The 17,933-nt window shown below is 41.0% G+C and carries 12 protein-coding genes; 5 read left to right on the forward strand and 7 right to left on the reverse strand.

Features of this window, described 5'->3' with window-relative positions; all coding sequences use genetic code 11:
• Positions 1–5: 5 nt before the first annotated feature.
• Positions 6–7,166 (reverse strand): RHS repeat-associated core domain-containing protein, encoded by a 7,161-nt coding sequence (locus LFX25_RS20475; RefSeq protein WP_238732110.1) that lies wholly within the window; start codon positions 7,164–7,166, stop codon positions 6–8.
• Positions 7,167–7,487: 321 nt separating this feature from the next.
• Here LFX25_RS20475 and LFX25_RS20480 point away from each other — a divergent pair, with 321 nt between their 5' ends.
• The 3 genes from LFX25_RS20480 to LFX25_RS20490 are packed head-to-tail and all read left to right on the forward strand — an operon-like array spanning position 7,488 to position 10,304.
• A complete protein-coding gene (locus LFX25_RS20480) occupies positions 7,488–8,363 on the forward strand; it encodes an LA_3334 family protein (protein WP_238732111.1) in 876 nt (291 codons plus the stop codon).
• Positions 8,360–9,724, forward strand: coding sequence for a kelch repeat domain-containing protein (locus LFX25_RS20485; protein ID WP_238732112.1), 1,365 nt, complete (start codon positions 8,360–8,362; stop codon positions 9,722–9,724). Before LFX25_RS20480 ends, LFX25_RS20485 begins: the two co-directional genes overlap by 4 nt.
• Positions 9,725–9,728: 4 nt before the next feature.
• Complete coding sequence (locus tag LFX25_RS20490) at positions 9,729–10,304, forward strand: hypothetical protein (protein WP_238732113.1); 576 nt, start codon at positions 9,729–9,731, stop codon at positions 10,302–10,304.
• A gap of 7 nt (positions 10,305–10,311) precedes the next feature.
• On the opposite strand, the gene LFX25_RS20495 is transcribed toward LFX25_RS20490, so the two are convergent.
• From LFX25_RS20495 to LFX25_RS20520, 6 genes are all read right to left on the reverse strand, one after another.
• On the reverse strand, positions 10,312–10,827 hold the full coding sequence (locus LFX25_RS20495; protein WP_238732114.1) for an endonuclease: 516 nt from the start codon (positions 10,825–10,827) through the stop codon (positions 10,312–10,314).
• Between the two features lie 69 nt (positions 10,828–10,896).
• On the reverse strand, positions 10,897–11,349 hold the full coding sequence (locus LFX25_RS20500; protein WP_238732115.1) for a hypothetical protein: 453 nt from the start codon (positions 11,347–11,349) through the stop codon (positions 10,897–10,899).
• A 165-nt stretch (positions 11,350–11,514) separates the two neighbouring features.
• Entirely contained in the window at positions 11,515–12,861 is a 1,347-nt protein-coding gene (locus LFX25_RS20505) for a DNA-binding protein (protein ID WP_238732116.1), read from the reverse strand.
• A gap of 483 nt (positions 12,862–13,344) precedes the next feature.
• On the reverse strand, positions 13,345–13,998 hold the full coding sequence (locus LFX25_RS20510) for a hypothetical protein (protein ID WP_238732117.1): 654 nt from the start codon (positions 13,996–13,998) through the stop codon (positions 13,345–13,347).
• A complete protein-coding gene (locus tag LFX25_RS20515) occupies positions 13,985–14,734 on the reverse strand; it encodes a ParA family protein (protein WP_118966442.1) in 750 nt (249 codons plus the stop codon). The genes LFX25_RS20510 and LFX25_RS20515 overlap by 14 nt, the downstream gene beginning before the upstream one ends.
• A 438-nt stretch (positions 14,735–15,172) precedes the next feature.
• Complete coding sequence (locus LFX25_RS20520; RefSeq protein WP_238732118.1) at positions 15,173–15,598, reverse strand: hypothetical protein; 426 nt, start codon at positions 15,596–15,598, stop codon at positions 15,173–15,175.
• A gap of 767 nt (positions 15,599–16,365) precedes the next feature.
• Here LFX25_RS20520 and LFX25_RS20525 point away from each other — a divergent pair.
• Together LFX25_RS20525 and LFX25_RS20530 are read left to right on the forward strand one after the other, a co-directional pair.
• Positions 16,366–16,704: a hypothetical protein gene (locus LFX25_RS20525; RefSeq protein ID WP_135779633.1), complete on the forward strand. Its 339-nt coding sequence runs from the start codon at positions 16,366–16,368 to the stop codon at positions 16,702–16,704.
• A gap of 5 nt (positions 16,705–16,709) precedes the next feature.
• Positions 16,710–17,903 carry a helix-turn-helix domain-containing protein gene (locus LFX25_RS20530; RefSeq protein ID WP_238732119.1) on the forward strand — a complete coding sequence of 398 codons (1,194 nt, stop codon included), beginning with the start codon at positions 16,710–16,712 and terminating at the stop codon, positions 17,901–17,903.
• Positions 17,904–17,933: the final 30 nt, after the last annotated feature.

Raw genomic sequence — 17,933 nt, forward strand, 5'->3', positions numbered from 1 at the left:
TCCTTTCATAATCTCCATTTTTTAGGTTTCCATAAATTGTTGTATCGTCCTTTTGGAACAAATAGAGCGTGATTTACAAAACGCGAAACATAACCAACAATATTTTGAACTGCAAAGATTGTCGTTCCCAGCACCAATGCTTCAAAATCAAATATGGTCGTTGCTGCATAATTGACACCTGCAATCATTGACTTTCCTGTCCCGCCATAGCGATCATAACTCTTTGGAAGTGCATCGTATTCTCTTTTGTAGGCAGCTTCTTGTTCATTGATGGAATAATAGTTTCCCCAAGACTTTTTAATCCACTCTTCGTTAGCATGCATAACCTTTGGTGTTGATCTCCAACTGTGGTCCTCGTCATGCGCGATGCCAGAGCGGTCGACGATCGTCAAAGCTGAATTAGGTTTCATTAAAAAATAATAGGCAAGAGCAAGCGTTGGGTCTTTTAACATTGATAAAATTAAGATCATATCAAATTCAACTTTCTTTGGCAAACTCCCTCCGCATCTTCCATCACCTTGGAAATTACCAAATACTGCCGGATTTTTACCACTCACCGGACACCCAGGTCCAGACGTATTTCGGATTTGCTGGTTGTGTAAGTAAAGAAGCATTAGATTACTTTGCTCCTTCTGCGGATTATTCGGCAATTGTGAATATTGATACAACGCTGCATAAAATGTTAAATCCAAACTGTGTCCCGATGGGTCGGTAGCTCCAACCGGATTCCCTTCTACATACATATATCGATTCTGACCGTTCACTGACTTGGGATCAACAACAGAGTCCGCTTGCAAGTATCTCCCGAGCGTTGGATCGTAGTAACGAGATTTGTAAAAGTAAAGACCTGTCTCTTTGTCTTCCACCTGCCCTGTGTATTTGTAACGGAATATATCCGGGCCATACGAGTCGTTTCGGTTGATGGAGCCGTAAGGTTCGTAGGATACGTAACTCACTCCAGGTTCGGGGCCGCTTGCTGGATTTCCATATCCGTCAGTGATGGTTGTTACCGAACCAAGGTGATCCGGATGATAGAAATACATTCCGTTTACAGGTGTTCCACCTGTTTGCCCACCTCCCGATGTTGTAGCTCCTGGATTTTGAATATTCGGAACTCCTGATGCTAAGTTCGATCCCATCGCCAATAACCAAGGAGGATCACCTTGTTTTCCTCCGGTTCCGGGCAAGATCCCGCATCCGGGAAGAGAAGTCATCACAAATAACGCAACAATAACCGCTGGGGTTCCGACTCCTCTCCAAGAGAGGTTTTGTAAAAGTGCATTCCCTTTCAGGAAATACGGATAGGAGAAATAGAGAATTCCTAAGAGAATCAAGAAGTAGAATGCGTTGAATAGACGTGTGGGAACTCCTCCTTGAAAGAATGAAGAATTTCCGAATACGGAAACAAGTTTTCCCTGAATTCGATTCTTGTAATAGTTCCCACAATCAATCGCAACGTCTTTACAAAATGGATTTGTTAGAGTTCCCACAAAAACAGAAATCATTGATTCTGCCGAATCAACGTCGTCACTTGTATGAGTTCCTAAAATTCTTCCGACAAACGATCCGATGGAATTTGCTCTTGACGACGGACTTGCCTCCGCTAACTGCAACGTCGCATCTTCCCTCGTCAACTGAGCTACCGTTTCCCCTTCGATTCCTTTCACATACAGCGTATGTTTCTCAGGCGTTCCCGATACCCTCACGATCTCGTAATCGCTCCCGAAAAAGTAACTCGTCGTCAGCGTATTGTTCGTAATCGATTTGATTCTGCTTCCGGTATAGTCGTAGGTATAGCGGATTGTTTCCGTCGTTCCGTTCGGTGTAATCTCAGTCAGTTTTCCATAGCTATCGTAGCGTAACACGTCTCCGTTACGGTTGGTCATGTTTCCACTCGCGTCGTATGCGTAGCTCATCGCTCCGGTGTTCGCGCTAGTTGCTTGAGTCACCGCATTCGCGTGTTGTGGATCACCGTAGCTCAAGGTATATGCGCCTTTTTGCATCAAGTTTCCGTTCGCAGAATATGAATAGCTTTGCGTTCCGTATTTCCCCGTCGCTTGGGTCACTCTGCCTAAATTGTCTAAGGTAAAATTTTGACTTCTCGTCGGATTCAATCGATCTTCGATCCGCGTCAGTTGTCCTTTCCCGTCATACGTATATTCTACGTTTCCGATTACCGTTCCGTCCGGTTTTCGGGTCGTTAATGCGAGTGGTTTTTGGTCCGTCGGTTCGAACGCGATCTCCATCGTCACTCCGTTCCCCGTCACTCTTCTTACGATCGGATCTCCGTTTCCGTTCAATGCCGGCCCTTCGTATCTTACGACCGTATGGCCTACGCTTGTCCCATCCGCTGAATCCATCGTGATCCCTGCAATACTTCCTGTCGGGGAATAGATTGTATGAAGTTTCGTTCCGTCTGGATACGTGTTCGTAACCACTCTTCCTAAAGAATCATAGTCCGTTTTGAAGATCGCCGTTATATCATCCACGATCTTCGTCTTTTGGATCGTTTCCCCTCTTTGATTATACCGAAACTCTGTCTGACCGCTTCCATCCACAACCTTCGTCAATCTGCCTCTTGAAAAAGGAACACTCGGGTCGTCGTATGAATACCCAATCGATGTTTCGCCGCCGTTCGTATTCTGGGTAAGAATTCTTCCCAAGGAATCATAGGTAAATTGAACGCTCTTTCCTCTTGCATCTGTCTGACTCGCAATTCTACCTTGCGAATCGTAGCTGAACGAAATCGTCCCCGAGTTCGGATCTTGGGTGGAAATCCTTCTCCCAATGCTGTCATACGTGATATTTGTAGTAACGCCGGATACGTCCGTAACCGAACGAATCTCGCCAAACGGAGAGTAAACGTAGGAAATCGTTCTACCGTTTTCCGTTCGGCTTATGGTTTGACCGAGTTCGTTGATCGTCTCGCTTCGAACTTCCGTTTGTCCGTCCGGATAGGTTTTCGATTTCGTTTCCGTATATCCTGTTTTGGAAACTGTTGTCAAAATCGTTCCAGTCGAAGAAGGCTCGACAATCGACGACAAACCTCCATCCGGATCGTTGTATTGAAACGAAACGTATTGAGGAGTTTGAACGCTCAAATAAGGTTGCGATTTACGGATCAATTTACCGATCGCATAATCGAATTGAAACTCTTCGATCGTATTCACGCCGGCAACGGCGGTATTATTTTCCGTTCGAATCGTATTGCCGAAAGCGTCGCGGAAAATTTTAGAAACGTTAACGCTTCCGCTTACGCTGTCCCGAATGCTTTTCGTAACCGATTCGTTATTTGTTAAGTTGTTTAAGTCGTAGTTTCCCGTATTCTCATACGTATATGTTTCATTGGGACTTGTTTCTCCCGGATAAATCACGTTCAACTTTCTTCCGTAGGCGTCGTAATTCGTCGTCGTAACGGAGCCGTTCGGATCACTGATCGAAAGTTCAAGGCCGGTTGTAGAATCGTAAGTCGCAGTCGTAACATGCCCGAGTCCGTTTGTTTTTGTAACCGGAAAATGATTCAGTAAAGAATCGTATGCGATCGTATTCGAGCCGCTGGATGGATCGTTCACGGAAATCACGTTCCCATACGAATCATAACCGAACGAAGTCGTCAAAGGATAAGCACTCGCGGGAAATTGAGTTTTAGAAGTGAGATTATCACCCGTGTATTGAAATTGAGAATCCTCTGTCCAGGTTCCGTCCACATTCTTTCTGGATCGAACGACCCTTCCGATTCTCCACGCAGTCGTATCATGAGAATACTGAGTCGTATTGGTGATAGAATGGGACCCGATCGATTCCGAATCGCTCGTTGCAAAACCGTAGGAATCATAAGAGACAGACTTAACGGATGTGGTCAGCAGATTTCCATTTTGATATAGATTGGAAACAATAGAACCGGGAACCGCAATCTCCGTTCCGAAAGGATTCGGAAACGAATGAGCCGAATAAACAGTTGATCGCAGTAAGTTATTGGATGCGTTGTAACTTCGTTCGGATTGAGGAGAACCGGACAGCCGATAATCGTTTTGAAAGTAATCCGTGATCTTGTAAAATCCCGTGTTTACGTCCGTTTCCCGGATTGAAGCAAAGCCGAGACTTCTCGCGACTCCCCTTGTACCTTGATTGTATCTCAAATTCGAATAAGAATAATTTTTTCGATGAGTAACACCCGTAGACATATCTATTTCCGATTGAACGACCAAAAAACCGGGAGAAACGTTTGGCACGTTTGGATAATTACCGGTTCCCGGTTGTGTCGCTCCTGGATGCTGATTTGTCAGCGCGTATTGCACTCTCGAACTTTGATTTCCGGAAGCATTGGATGCGACTTGGAGTAAATCCTCTCCGGTGCTTCTCGGGGAACTGTATCGATAATAAACCTTTCCCATCGTCTTTCCTACGTTCAAGAAAACGAGACTTAGATCGGAAATCCCGTCCAAGTTCATGTCTTGTAAAGAAATTTGATATTGATCGGCCCTCTCGATACCGTTAGTATCCGTATATTCTTGGGGAGAAAAACCGCCGAACGAATAACTGCCGTTCAACGTAAAATTACCGTTACCGTTGGAAAGATAGGTTTCAAATCTCTGTGATTCGCGGTTAAAAAGCACCAAATCGGACAACCCGTCGCCGTTCACTTCTCCGAAATTAAACTGAACTAAGTTCTTACCTGTCCCCGCATTTAGGTTCGTTGCGATCGGACTGGAAAAACCATTCCCCATAAAAATCGATACGACACATTGAGTTCCCGGAAACGAAACAAAATCAAGCACTCCGTCCCCGTTCACATCCGCAAGCGTGCTTCTTTCCGGATCGATCGAATTGGACATAGAATACGTTCTAACTTGAGAAGTGCCGTTACTCAAATTAAAACTTCTGATTTGAAGAGCGTACGTCGCCAGTCCCACTGTGCCTTGCGCGTAAATCGCTCCGATTTGAGAGTTAATCGAATAACTCTGTTCGCCTACGAAGTTCATTTTCGCGCTTACGATATTTTCCAGCACGGTTTGAAGATTTGTAAGGTCGGTGCTATCGTAATCGTACGCACTGCCGTTCAGTTCGTAATAATCCGCAAGAAGGCTATTTCCATTTGTATCCAAATAAGCGATGAAATTTTGAAATTCCGCTTCAACGATTACATTCCCGGTCGCCGAAACGGGAAAAGAATCGGCAACCGCTTTCGCTCTTGTGTGGTCCGCTTGATACTGCGCCATCAAAGTATCCAACGCAGCTTTTTGAGCCTGCAAGGCGCTCAATGTTGGATTATCATAAGTCTGGATAAGCTGAAGATAATCCGCCTTTCCATCGCCCGTCATATCGACCATAGCATTTAGAAAGAAATCGTTACCCCCTGCAATAACGATCGGATTATCAAAGTACGTCTCCCGGTTGATGTAAATGGAAAAACTACTTCCATTCGCATGAACAAAGTCGGTCAATTCGTCGCCATTCATATCCGCAAAAAAATCCGCAGCCGGACGATTGCTCGCTTGAGGAGACGTACTATTCGGACCGTAATGGAATCGATATTCGTACGGACTAAAAACGCTCATATTGCGGTTAGCTCCGACCAAGCTAACGTTCCCAAAAAGGACAGGTGCGCTAAAACTGGTTCCGTTGGAGTAGATCCCCCAAAGTCTTCCTCCATCCTCGTATGCGAAATCCGTTTTACCGTCCCCGTTTAAATCGACGGGTTGATAATAGGTATTATAATGAATTGGAATATTCCAACTAGTAAATGTAATTGGACCTTGTCCGATCCGTTGAATATGCCCGGTTAAATGAATCGATCCGTTCTCTTCGGTACCGTTGATCGCGACGAAATCCGATATGCCGTCACCGTTCAGATCCATAGGCAACCAAGCCGTTAAAGCGGAATTCACACCGTTCACACAAGCATCCGGCCCGCCCCAACCCAAAAAGCCCGCACAGTTCCCGGCTAAATATTCAAAGAAACCTTGATTTCCTCCCCAACATGGAACCAACAAAGCGCAAAGACAGGATGCGGCACCTAAGTTACATGCGTTTCGATCCGGAACGGGAACTTTAACAACGTATTGGAGAGACGCATCGATATTTGTATCCAGTGCGGAAGGGTGGTAAGGAAGACTACTATTAAAAAAAACGTTTAAGAAATCAACAGCAATGTTCGGAATGAAAACGTTCATCGTTGTCGTGTCCGTAAACACTTGATAATCGAGACTTCCGATCGAGAAACTACCCGATTGATTCGTATATGTGAAATTCAAGTCGTCAAAATTTTCAGAACCGAACGTATTACTGCCCGAACGCTTAATCGTCCGAAGTACAGTTCGACCCGTTACCGGACCGTAAGAATAATCGAGATCATACGTTCTAAATACGCTACCCGCAACTAAGATTTCAATTTTATCGAGTCTCTTTTGGATCCGCTCCAAAGTTCCTAAAATGTAATTCGAAGTTTTGTCGTTTCGGTTTTCGTAAACAAACCGGATAATTCGATCATTGTATGTAATCGAATCTGGATAATAATCACCGTTGGTAACGTCTATAGAAGAATATTGAATGTTATAACCGTTTCCGTGGACGTCTTCTTCTCGACTCAAAGTCCATTCACGAATCGACCCCGCAGTTCTTCCTAACGCTGGAATTCGGGAATCTAAACTTCCTCCGAAAAAAAATCTTCTACCGGACTTATCCGTTGCAATCCATGAACAGGGAGCGTCTCCGCAAGTTCCTTGAGGCTCGAATAAGATCCAAGACTCTTTTCGGCTGTGATACTTCGTTTTATTTCCGCTTACATCGATCAATTCACCGGCAAGGGAAGAGATATATTGATCCGATCCGTTATAGTAAATTCCGTAAGAAGGATTTCGAGAAATGGAATGAATTCCGTTTAAATCCCAGCCCATACCTACAATCCCGTTTCTACCATTGGAATTGTAGGAAAGCGACAACTTAGGAATTACGTCTTTTGTACCTTTTGGGATCTCGATTTCGTATTGAGTACTTGCAGAACCATCCGAACCTGCATGGATCACAGTGAGAGCCTGTGGAATTCCGGATGAAAAAGCCGAAGCGACCGCGCTAAAGAAATTTCGAACACCATCTACAAAGGAAAAATTTAATACAAATAGAATGGAAACAACAAGATAGATAACTTTTGCAATTCTCGATTTCATCCCTAACCCCGAAATTTCGTTTTCATAATCGCAAACTGCAACAAGCCTCTATGTCTCTTAGGCTACATTATTTTGCGGCTATTTTGACACCATTACAAAAGATACCGTAAGTTTGGTATTATTTTTTGAATTTTCGAAGATTGAGTGAAGTTATGAATTATAATTTTCAATAAAGTATTATTTAGGTATAAACCGCAATTTGAAAGATACATTATAACTTGATATTTCGTATTCATTACTTCCTTTGAAACATTCGCATTAAACAATTTACAAATAAGACACAATTTTAATTCCTGGTTTAAGTATTTACGGGATTTAAAGGTGAAAGTTTCTTATATTATTTTTCTTGCATGTGCTTTGATACTCCCCTATTCGCTTTTTGCATCGGAATTGCTTCTTAAAACAGGCGAGGCGTTCCTTATCGAAGAGATAAACGAAAGTGCGGATGTGGTAAACGTTCGCTGGAAAGGTAGACAATACAGAATTCCTAAGTATGAAGTCCAAAGGATCGACTACCAAAAAAAGGGACCAGAAAGCTCTTATCTGTTCTCCGAATTTCAACTAACTGACGGCTCCTCAATTCGAGGAATCATCGTTGAACGCAAAAAAGACCGCTATATTTTCCGAACCGATCTTGGTTTCGTTGAGATCGAAAAATCAAAAATTCAAAACCTATCTACAAAAGAAAATGAATCCGAAGCTCCCGAACTTCCGGAAAAATATCTATCAGGCCGTTCCGGCGAAAATCAACTCTATGTAGGCGGAAGTTTTCTTATTCAGGGAAACCTCGGCCAATGGAATCGAACGAACCCCGGAACCGCAGGGTTAGGATTTTTTATCGAAAAGGGGTTCGTTAATAAACCACTTTGGTTTTATGGTTTTCTTTCTGAACTTTCTTTAGCCCCGTCTGCACAAGGCTCCATAACACTCTGGAATCAATCCGGATACTTAGGCAAACAGTGGGGATCATCCTCACCGTATTTTCTATTTGGTGGAGGTATCACCGGAGTTCAATGGACACATAACTCGAAATCACAGAACGGGATCGACCCCGAGGTTTTAGGGGAATTTGGCTGGGCTTGGGAATTCAGTAACGGCTCAAGACTTCGCCTTGGACTTCGTTCTCAATGCACAGTTGAAGCAAGTGACTCGCTTTGTCGCTCCGGTCTTCGAATCTCCTGGGGGTTGTTATTATGATTCGCATTCTTGTTTTCTTATTTTCCTTTTCGCTTTTCATTTCTTGTCAGAACTCCCCGCTTTCATCGATTCATGATGCGGAAACGGCCAAAGTTACGTTCGCAGCTGTCTCTCAGCTTGGACCTCGCTCTGCTACTCTTTCCTGGGAGTGTTCCGCTTCTTTGCCCGGTTCCGTTGTATATGGGAAAGGCGGGATCGAGTCGGCGACCACAAGTCTCGAAAATGCAAAAATTCATTCTATGGTCCTCCAAAACCTTGAATCAAACACCGATTATTTAGCTTATGTTTTTTGTTCGTCGGACCTCGAAAATCTCCAAGGCTTACCAATTGCATTTAAAACTTGGGTAAGCGATTTCCCGAATCGAACTCGCGGACTTTGGATTGTCGGCGGAATCGGTGCGGACGCAAATCCAGTTTCTCAAATTGATTTTTTTGATCCGGTGACCTCCACATGGTATCCGGCTGTAACTTCGATTCCAACTCCCCGCGCTTTCGCAAACGTAGTTTCCCACAAGGATAAAATTTATGTCATCGGCGGACTTGAAAAACAAGCCGGTGTTTATGTTGCCTCAAAGAAAACCGAAGTTTACGATCCATATTTAGATCAGTGGAAGACTCTCGCGGATCTTCCAACAGCGAATCAAGGTGGTGTAATCGCAAGTGTGGGAGAAGAGATTTTTATCATCGCAGGAACAACTACGACTGATATGACAACGGGTACCATCCTAAATACGGTTTCTCGTTTCTATCCAGGCATTGGACCAACCGGTATCTGGCAGAGTTATACTTCTCTTACCGCAATTTTTTCAAGGGTGGATATGTCAGGATGCGGACTCAATGGTTCAATTCTTTTTACGGGGGGAAGATTTACAAACGACGGCTCTTCGCAAGCAACGTCGGACAGCTATGTTCCTTCTGTGAATTCAACAACAAGTGCGGGAGAACCTTCGATCAATTTAGCAAGACATGGAGCAGGTGCCGCTTGTGTAAAACCGTTAAACTCTGACCCCTACCCTACTGATCCAGAGTGGTTTGCGGTTATCGGCGGTTCTACAGGAACAAGCACGCTTCAACCAGTTGGATCGATTACTACCTCAAACAGAACCGACTTTTCTCAAATAGGCTCCGGAGCGTTTACGATCGGACCAATCCTTCCTGTTTCCGTATATTTTCCAGGTACACAAGCTTCCTACGAGACGAGAAAACTTTTTGTATTCGGTGGAGCGACCGCTCTGAACATTCCGACGGATTCCGTTTATTCCATCGGACTTCAAAATCCGATCGCAAGCACCTGGACGCTCGATTCCCAAAAAATGCCCCGAACGCGATATGCTCACAAGGCAATCCGCATCGATAGGTAAGTAAATGAAGATTCCTAAAACTTTTCTTTTATTTGTATTCATTTTCTTACCCATTATCGCAGAGGAACAATCTTTTTCAGGAAGCTACGAAGACGGGAATCGTTTGATTGACGAAGGTCGATGTCTCGAAGCCGAGAAGTTTTCGACATTTCTTTTGGAACAGAATCCATCTGATCCTAACGCAGAACTTCTTATTACCAGGTCATGGCTTTGTTTAGGAAAAGAAGAAAACAGACGCAAAAATCACTCGCGCGCTATTCAATATCTCCTAAAAGCTCAAAAACACTGGTCGTTAAATACTGAGATCAAATCCGAACTTGATGCCGCATACCAAGGACAAAAGAGAAAAATTGTTCTTCCGACTGTATTTCGTGGAACCCCTATGAATTCGCAGAATGAACGAAATCAAGCGGATCAGTTGAAAGAAGTAAAAGAATTATTAAAAGAAATTTTAAATACTCTGAAAGAGTCGAAATCGGACGAGAGCAAAAGAGAAAGAAACGAAATGATTTTTTACTCCCTCGTCGTGGCTGGAATTTTTTTAAATTTACTTTTTAAAATAAGATCACGAAAATTTTGACCTAATTTTATTCAGATTCAAAAGAATTGTAAACTGTATTCAATTTGAGAGCGGCATAGACCTCGAAAAGACGCCGCTCGATCGGATCAGCGATTTCAATTACCGCTAAATCCCAGGTAGAGATTAGCTTTTGCGCTTTCCTGTGTTCTTCAAGAAATCTGTCGTTTTGCATACACAGATTTCTACTCAAGCCCATATCCAATTTATTTTTAGCGATTTGATATGCCAGCGGGGAATGGTTCGTGCCTTTTAAGTGCTGTCTGATCCGAGTAGAAATGCTCTTTGTTACGCTGACGTATTGGATATTCCCTCTTTCGGAGAACACATAACAACCAGAAAAATCTTCGTAATTTTTTAATCCGAAGTGATCCTTAATCGAACTGAAAATTACAGTTTCTCCGAGACCTTCTTTTGAAAAATGCTTCATAGGAAGCGGATTTTTTAACCGACTGGATAGTTCTTTAAAATAATTTGGCAAAGTAATTTGCGCTATGTGCTCGAAATTTTTCTTTTCTTTCAACATGAAAAATAACTGCCACTTGCCGAATTATTGATTCGATTCAAGCACCTATCTAAATCAATAATTTGTTTATTATTCAGTATAAATGGATTCGGAATTTTTGGAAATAAATTCTAAGATTAAATTGCAAATTTTTGCATCCGACTCTGCAAGTCTCATCTCCAATAGTTCCAAGCTGCTAATAAATTGGATTGTCGTTTCTCCTAATAATGTATCAATCCCCTTATCCGATCCACATTGAATTTCCGGACTTAGTAACAAAGCCTCATTAAAGGTATCTGCGATCGATCCTGCCTTGATTCTTTTTAATGAGAACAATGTCCGTTGAACACTTATTTCATCTAAACTAAGAAAGTATCTAGTTAGCTCCCCTCGTAAAGCTGAATAGTAAAGATTCCACACAAGTAAAACAACTTGCTGTTCACCATTTAAAGATTCGAGATCACTTTCACTTTTCAACTTCTCAATGGAATTCAAAGCATTCAAAAGAACAGAATCGTCACTTTCGAAAAATTCCATTTCCATAAAAACCCCTTTTTATCCTATTTTAGAATATGTCAACTTTAGCCTGTGGATTGGACGAGAACCTTCAACTATATTGTTATTGATATTACGTTATCAATAATTATTCGTCCCCTCTCTTGCGCTGACCATTAGAATATCATAAAATACGATTTCAAGTCTTTTCCTCTATGCAACTTCCCTATCTTGTTTTAGTTCTGAATCAACAAACAAAACATAATAAGGCATTTCAATTAGCTCCTTGAAATAATGTTGAATATGAATTTTCAGATTTTCTGGAATATCTGTTTGAAATTCCAATATTCCTTTGTCCATTGTGTATTTCGCTTCTTTCAATATCTGAAAATCCAACTTCGAAACTCGTCGCTTTGTGATTCCTAAAAAATCTTCATAACTACCCTTTCGATAGTTGATTTTTTCTTGGACCTCTTTTCGATTCTTAACAGTCTCGCCGCTTTTAGTTTCCGGGGTTTTATTTTCTGAGATTATAGGAGGCTTATTGTTTTCTCGAGATCCCGGAGCATCTAAAAAGCGTACTGTCATTTTCTCTTTTGTTTCTTCCAAAAAATATTTTGTAATTATCATTCGGATTGATTCTGGAACATTCCCATAAACCTGAACTTCATTGTTTTCTATTTTTGCTGTGACTGAATTCAAAATTTCTCTCGATGAAATCGTCAGTTTTTCCGAAGCCCAATCGCTAAGTCCTCGCCATGTCGATTCTTGGTAGGTTTTTTCTTTCGAAGTTGCTTCCACAGTTGGATTTTCACTTCTGGTATTCATGAGAGTTTGGTAAGTCGTTAGGATCGTGTCTTTGTAACTATACGCACAAGCGATGTTCACCGAAATGGTTCCCCAAAAACGTAAGTCGGTTTTAAACTCCGGTGAACGCCGAATAAATATGAGCTTACGAATGACGTCCAAAACAAATTCCGGATCCTGATTTTCCTTAAACCAGAGCCTTGCTTTTTCTTTCTCCTTATTCAGTGTCGCCGTATATTCACCATACTCTTTCAAAATCAAAGTCTTTGCCATCTCTGAAAGTTTTTGAAAGTAATCGTTAAAAAGTGAAAGTCTCTCTTTTTTGTTAGATGGTTGGTTAGTACAAGTGTTAGAAGAACTAGACCCCGTACGATGGTACGGGGCAGCTCCGTACTCATTTTCCGAGCTGCCTAGTCCATTTGTCCTAGAAGAAGAGAGTTTATATTCGATTCTTTCTTTGATTACGGCGTCGTGAAAATTAGAATTTAAGATTCTGCTATGGCCGTGGAAAGTTCCAGCTTCAAGATGGCCCTCTCTTCGAAACTCTCTGATATATTTAGAAACTGAAGTTTCCGCTAAACCGCACATTTTACCAAGAGTTTTATTTTTAGCGTTGCATCCTGCCCGGCCTTCGGCACGAGCTTGTATATCTAAGTTCGTAATTACCGTTAGGAGTTTTTCTTTCTTCCCAGATAACCCTAATGACGCGATGGTATAAGAGATCACAGTCGCTCGTTTGACGTCCTCGACCATATTTTTTTCCGTTCTACGGTGCCAGACATAGGTTGGGCGTGGCACCGTAAAGGTATTACCCTACTCTATTTTGAAACGGGGAACTATGATAAGGGCTTAGAGCCTTTTGAGATAGGTCCGCGATTCGTGTTCAATTCGGCAAATGTGAGATAAGCCGCTCTTAGTTATGTCTCCTAAGATTGGTTTGGACTAGAATCGGGTACTAAATAAATGTCAAGGATTTTATGGGACATAATTTAAAAAAAGAGACATAATAGAAAGGATTTTTGGGCTCCGCCCTGCAAGGTATCTCACTTCCTTGCAGGTGGAATATTGTGAACACGAATCTGGATTTAGATTCAAAACAACTTTACCTATTTGAAAATCGAGTACAAGACTTTTTTTTAAGAAAATTTAAAATTTTCGATTTCTATGAAACTTCATTTTTAGGATGAGGGTGCGGTTGCTTTATCTATCAAATGGGAACGAGCATTCCCATTTGTGTTAGTTGAGTATGGATAAGTCATTTTGGTATCCAGCAATTATATTCTCGTATTTCTTTTTTTCTTTTTCCATTTCGTTTTCAATGAATTTTCTAATATAATCTGCTACCGGCTTCTTAATGCCTTTTTTGACTTTGCCGTTTTTAATGAAAAGTTTATACAGTTTCTTTGCTTTAGTTGAATCATACTCTAGGGGGTTGATTTCTCTTTCGAGTTTCCTTTCGAACTCGGGTTCGGGCAGGCCGGCAGTTGCGATTCTAATGTCATTTATTGCATCTTGGATTGTTTTAGATTCCTTTCTAATGAAATGTTGGCCATTGTAAATTCTCAAGTAATTGCTAGCCGCTCTTCTATCAAATCCCAAATAAGATTTATTCTTCTCTATATGATCTATGAAATGGCCATGTCCTACGGTGTCCTTGACTTTGGAGAGGTATGCGCCGAATTCGATTGAGGCATTTATTGTTCTTCGGTGTGCGTTTAGTAAGGACTCGTAGTGTTCTTTAAGTTCTTTTAGTTGCGGGTCAATAGAAGTGACTGAGCTAATCGTATCCAGCTCAGTATTGTCCGAAGCTTGAGCTTTTACCTTTGAGTTCTTGTTTTTCAGCTTTTCTTTAAGCCGATCATTTCTGTTGGGAATATTATTTTGTGCCATTTGAAACCTCATGCGCCAAAACTAAAAATCGCTCGAATGCGGAATGTTTTTTGGGATTTAAAAATTCTCCTAAGTTCGAAGCAGAATGAACGATATCGTCATTATAGTTTGCAAACTTACTAACAGAAAGACCGTTATGCTCGCAAACTTCAATCAGGTCTTCAATTCTCCTTTTAGATACTCTCGAAGGCACGACTGTAAATTTGATTTTTTTGGATGAGCTTGATTCGACTTCCTTAAAAACTTTATACATTGCATCGGTTCCTTCTTGTCCCCAATCTCCATATTCCATTGGAGAAATAATATGGTCTGCGCTGTGAATGGCAGCGAGAAGAACAACATTTACAACGTTGTGTAGATCAAGTAAAATGAAGTCGTAATCGAGTTTGCGTAACAGATTTTCGAATCTATATTTAAGCCTAGGGTCATCATAAAATTCTAAATCAACCTTTTTGAGGCGTTCGATGGTTGGAATAAAATCAAAATTCTCGCCTGTTTTAAATATGTATTTTGAATAGTCATCCGCCTCAAAAAGCATGTTAAATGAGTTTTTAAAAGTTGTCTCTTGCTCGTTTACTCCGAAGCGGGAAAGTGTGAACTTGCTCAAGCTTCGATTAAAATCGAAGTCAATAAGTAGCACCTTGTAGCCTAAATAAGACAAAGTTTGACCGAGAAATATGGTGTTAGTGGTTTTTCCGACTCCACCCTTCCCGGAACAAATGGGAATTATTTTCATGATTTTAAAAGATTAGAAATCTTAGAATTTTTGCGAAAGCGTAAAAAATTATGTCAGGTATATTTTTTGAAATTTTCAAATGGGAATGAGCGTTCCCATTTGAAGATTCTTTAACAATATATTTCAAATCCTCTGTTTTTTTGAGGAACTTATATTAACCAAGATGGTGTTTCTGTCTGTTTTCCTATGGAAATTGCTGGAAAATAAGAAAATCATTTTGTTTAGCTTCCAAATTATATCCTGAACTATCTGTCTCTTTCAGCTTTCTTGACCCTGCTAAAAGAAATAATTTATTCGGTCGTAGTAGAGTAGGGGATCTTATGAAATCAAGAGTAGAGTGCGATCAGGCGGTGTTTGCAATGATCGATAAAATTTTCGAGGAGGCGAAAAGAGGGGAGTTGGACTTGGAGGCGGTTGCGAAACAAGTTTCGAGAGATATTACGGATTATTTTTATTCGAATTTTGAGCCGCAAATTCAATTGCAGTCCGAAGCCAATTTATCCGATCTGAGGAAGGGTTTGAGTCCAAGAACTGAGTTAGAACATCCTTTAGATTCTCGGCTTCGAGCATCTTAATGAAGTTCGTGTCTCTTTTCATTTCTATTATATTTTTACCTGCCTTAATGAATGGTTCTCCTTCGTTGTAGTTCACCCATCTGTCGTTGAAGCCTTCTTTTTTTAGAATCTCGACTCGAACTACAGGCATAAGAGTTTTGCCGTATTTGTATGAATGGTAAGTGGGCTTACTAATTTTGCCTAGAAGGATAGTCATTGCATCTTCATCGAATCCAAGAACCTCCTCAATAAACAAATATCGATTTTTTGAATCAGAGTAATCTACATTAGGGTCGAGTTTTAAATTCATGCGGTCCATTAAGATTTATAGATAATACAAAATAAAGTCTATACAAATTATATATTATATAAAATACGGTAAATATAGTTTTTTCCTGTGTCAATTACAGGAAAGTTCGGGAAATCAAGAAATATTCCCAAATAGGATATTGATCGTGAATATTTTTCATAAAACGACTCCGGTGCAACCAAATGTGAGTCAGGCTTTTGTTGTGGGTATGAATTCAAAATTCGTACGAATGACATTTTCGAAACTCCATTTCTTGCGATACTACAGCGAAAAGCCACTCGCGCAACATATAAAAAATCTAATATACGAAAACTTCTCAATTAACAATTCAAGGTTATTCAAACTAATTCCAGATATTTTTCGTTATATCCCGAGGGGTGTATAAGATGGACCCCTTGGAAATTTATAGAATTCAGCCCGCCGGAGAAAGACCGGACGGAGAACCCTTGTTTGAAGTGTACAATCGGTTCACGAACGAGGTCGTTTACTCCCGTTTCTCCCGTCCGATTTGCGCAGGGTGGGTTATCGACCAACACCTTCGATATATCGGTCACGTAAAATTCCGTGAACTTTCAAAAACTGCGTAAATTGGAAAAAGGAACCTTAGAGAAAAATGAACATTTTTTATTACTCAGCACTAATTTTCGGAATTGTGGGCTTTCTGATAATCAAATTCAGGCCATATTTCCGTAAGCAGTCGAAAGCGGAAATTTTAAAAGACATAAACCAAGCGTATTTAGAGAAGTAAAACGAAGGAATAAACTCAGTTGGATAATTCGCAGGCAACATTAGAACGAAATACGGAAAAAATCAAAAAGAAGGAGGAACGGAACGAAATAGAGAAAATTCTAAACAAGTACGGCTGGCAGGAAGAACACTACTACCGGTTTGTATCAAAGAAAGTCCCACGGATAAGGATCGAAATTTGGGAAAATCACCTAGAGTTTTTAGATCAAGATGAAAAATTATTTTTTACAGACTCGGTGGTTGAGATTGAATCAATTCTGAAATTCATAAACTACATGGCTGATGAATACGGGATCAGTGGCAATGAAATTCGGAAGGATACTTACGAGTTCATGGCCCGCAGGATGTTTCGGGACTAAGAGCCATGAAAACAATAGAGCGGGTTCCACATGTTTCTAATTACACAGTTGTAAGTAACGCCTTTGTCCGTGATGAAAGATTGAGCGGTAACGCTAAAGGTCATTTTCTCACTATCCTTAGTTTTCCCGATGACTTCAAAGTAAGAGTTGCGTATCTTAGAAAAATATGCTCGGACGGAAAAGGTGCAATCTATTCAGCACTCAGAGAGCTTGAGTATTATGGATATGCCGAGTACGTTATGGAAAGGGATCCAAAAACGGGACAGCTCTCTCCTTATTGGCGTTTCTCAGAGCATTCAAAGAAACCGGATGTCGTCGGTAAACGCGAATCAAGAAAAAAAGTAAAAGAGAATCAAAGTCAACCTGCACTTTTTGAAGAAGCCGCTTTAGCTTCTGAGGATTTTTCGCCGCTTACTGAAAACCCGGAAACGGTGATCCCGCAATCCGTTTCTCCGCCACTACTAAATACTAATAAAGAAATACTAAAGAACGAAGTATTGAAAAACCAAATACAAACTTCTAGAGAGAGTATAGTGGAATCGCCGCCAAAAATTGAAAAAGCAAATCAGGTTGAGAAAAAGGTCGAACCATACCCGAAAGAATGGATGGAGTCCTTTCAGAGAATCTATCACGATTCACATGGCGGCATATTAGGAAGCTCGACTATAGAAGAGAATAGTTTAAAGACACTTTTTAAGATGACCAATGGATCTTGGGAAGCTGTGAGCGAGAAGATCGCAATTTTAATCGAATACAGAAAAGGTTACGAAATATTTTGGAGAAAGCAGTGTGTAAGCCCTGAGACAATTCTAAAGTTTTGGTCCCGCCTGATTCGAGTGGAAGAAGTGAAATATGAGAATCAAAAAGAGTATCCCAAATACAAAAAGAAAGAAGCGAATTTTACGAAGCCAAAAAAGACAAACGAGTTCCACACAAATAAAAACAAAGAAGCAAAAATTCAGGTAGTTGCAAAGTCGGCACACGAATCATTTCTTTTGTGGGCAAAAGATTTACTGCCACCTGCGTCCTTTGCTTTTTACGAAAACAATAGAGATCCTTCCTCCTACGAAAATTCAAAACGAATGGTTTATAATAAGTATTTTGCAGAGGTAGCTCCGATAGAGTATAGAACCGCGCCTGGAGTCAATGCTTGCGACTTAAAAGTAAACTCGTTTCAACCAGAGGTTAAAACAGCATGAAAGAGATGATTTCAAAAGAAGAGATCGAAG

The sequence above is a fragment of the Leptospira sanjuanensis genome (genome assembly GCF_022267325.1).
Lineage (GTDB): Bacteria > Spirochaetota > Leptospiria > Leptospirales > Leptospiraceae > Leptospira > Leptospira sanjuanensis.

Coding starts and splice junctions, on each gene's coding strand:
- LFX25_RS20475 (WP_238732110.1), bottom strand. CDS start 7,166: ATGAAATCGAGAATTGCAAAAGTTATCTATCTTGTTGTTTCCATTCTA.
- LFX25_RS20485 (WP_238732112.1), top strand. CDS start 8,360: ATGATTCGCATTCTTGTTTTCTTATTTTCCTTTTCGCTTTTCATTTCT.
- LFX25_RS20490 (WP_238732113.1), top strand. CDS start 9,729: ATGAAGATTCCTAAAACTTTTCTTTTATTTGTATTCATTTTCTTACCC.
- LFX25_RS20495 (WP_238732114.1), bottom strand. CDS start 10,827: ATGTTGAAAGAAAAGAAAAATTTCGAGCACATAGCGCAAATTACTTTG.
- LFX25_RS20500 (WP_238732115.1), bottom strand. CDS start 11,349: ATGGAAATGGAATTTTTCGAAAGTGACGATTCTGTTCTTTTGAATGCT.
- LFX25_RS20505 (WP_238732116.1), bottom strand. CDS start 12,861: ATGGTCGAGGACGTCAAACGAGCGACTGTGATCTCTTATACCATCGCG.
- LFX25_RS20510 (WP_238732117.1), bottom strand. CDS start 13,998: ATGGCACAAAATAATATTCCCAACAGAAATGATCGGCTTAAAGAAAAG.
- LFX25_RS20515 (WP_118966442.1), bottom strand. CDS start 14,734: ATGAAAATAATTCCCATTTGTTCCGGGAAGGGTGGAGTCGGAAAAACC.
- LFX25_RS20520 (WP_238732118.1), bottom strand. CDS start 15,598: ATGAATTTAAAACTCGACCCTAATGTAGATTACTCTGATTCAAAAAAT.
- LFX25_RS20530 (WP_238732119.1), top strand. CDS start 16,710: ATGAAAACAATAGAGCGGGTTCCACATGTTTCTAATTACACAGTTGTA.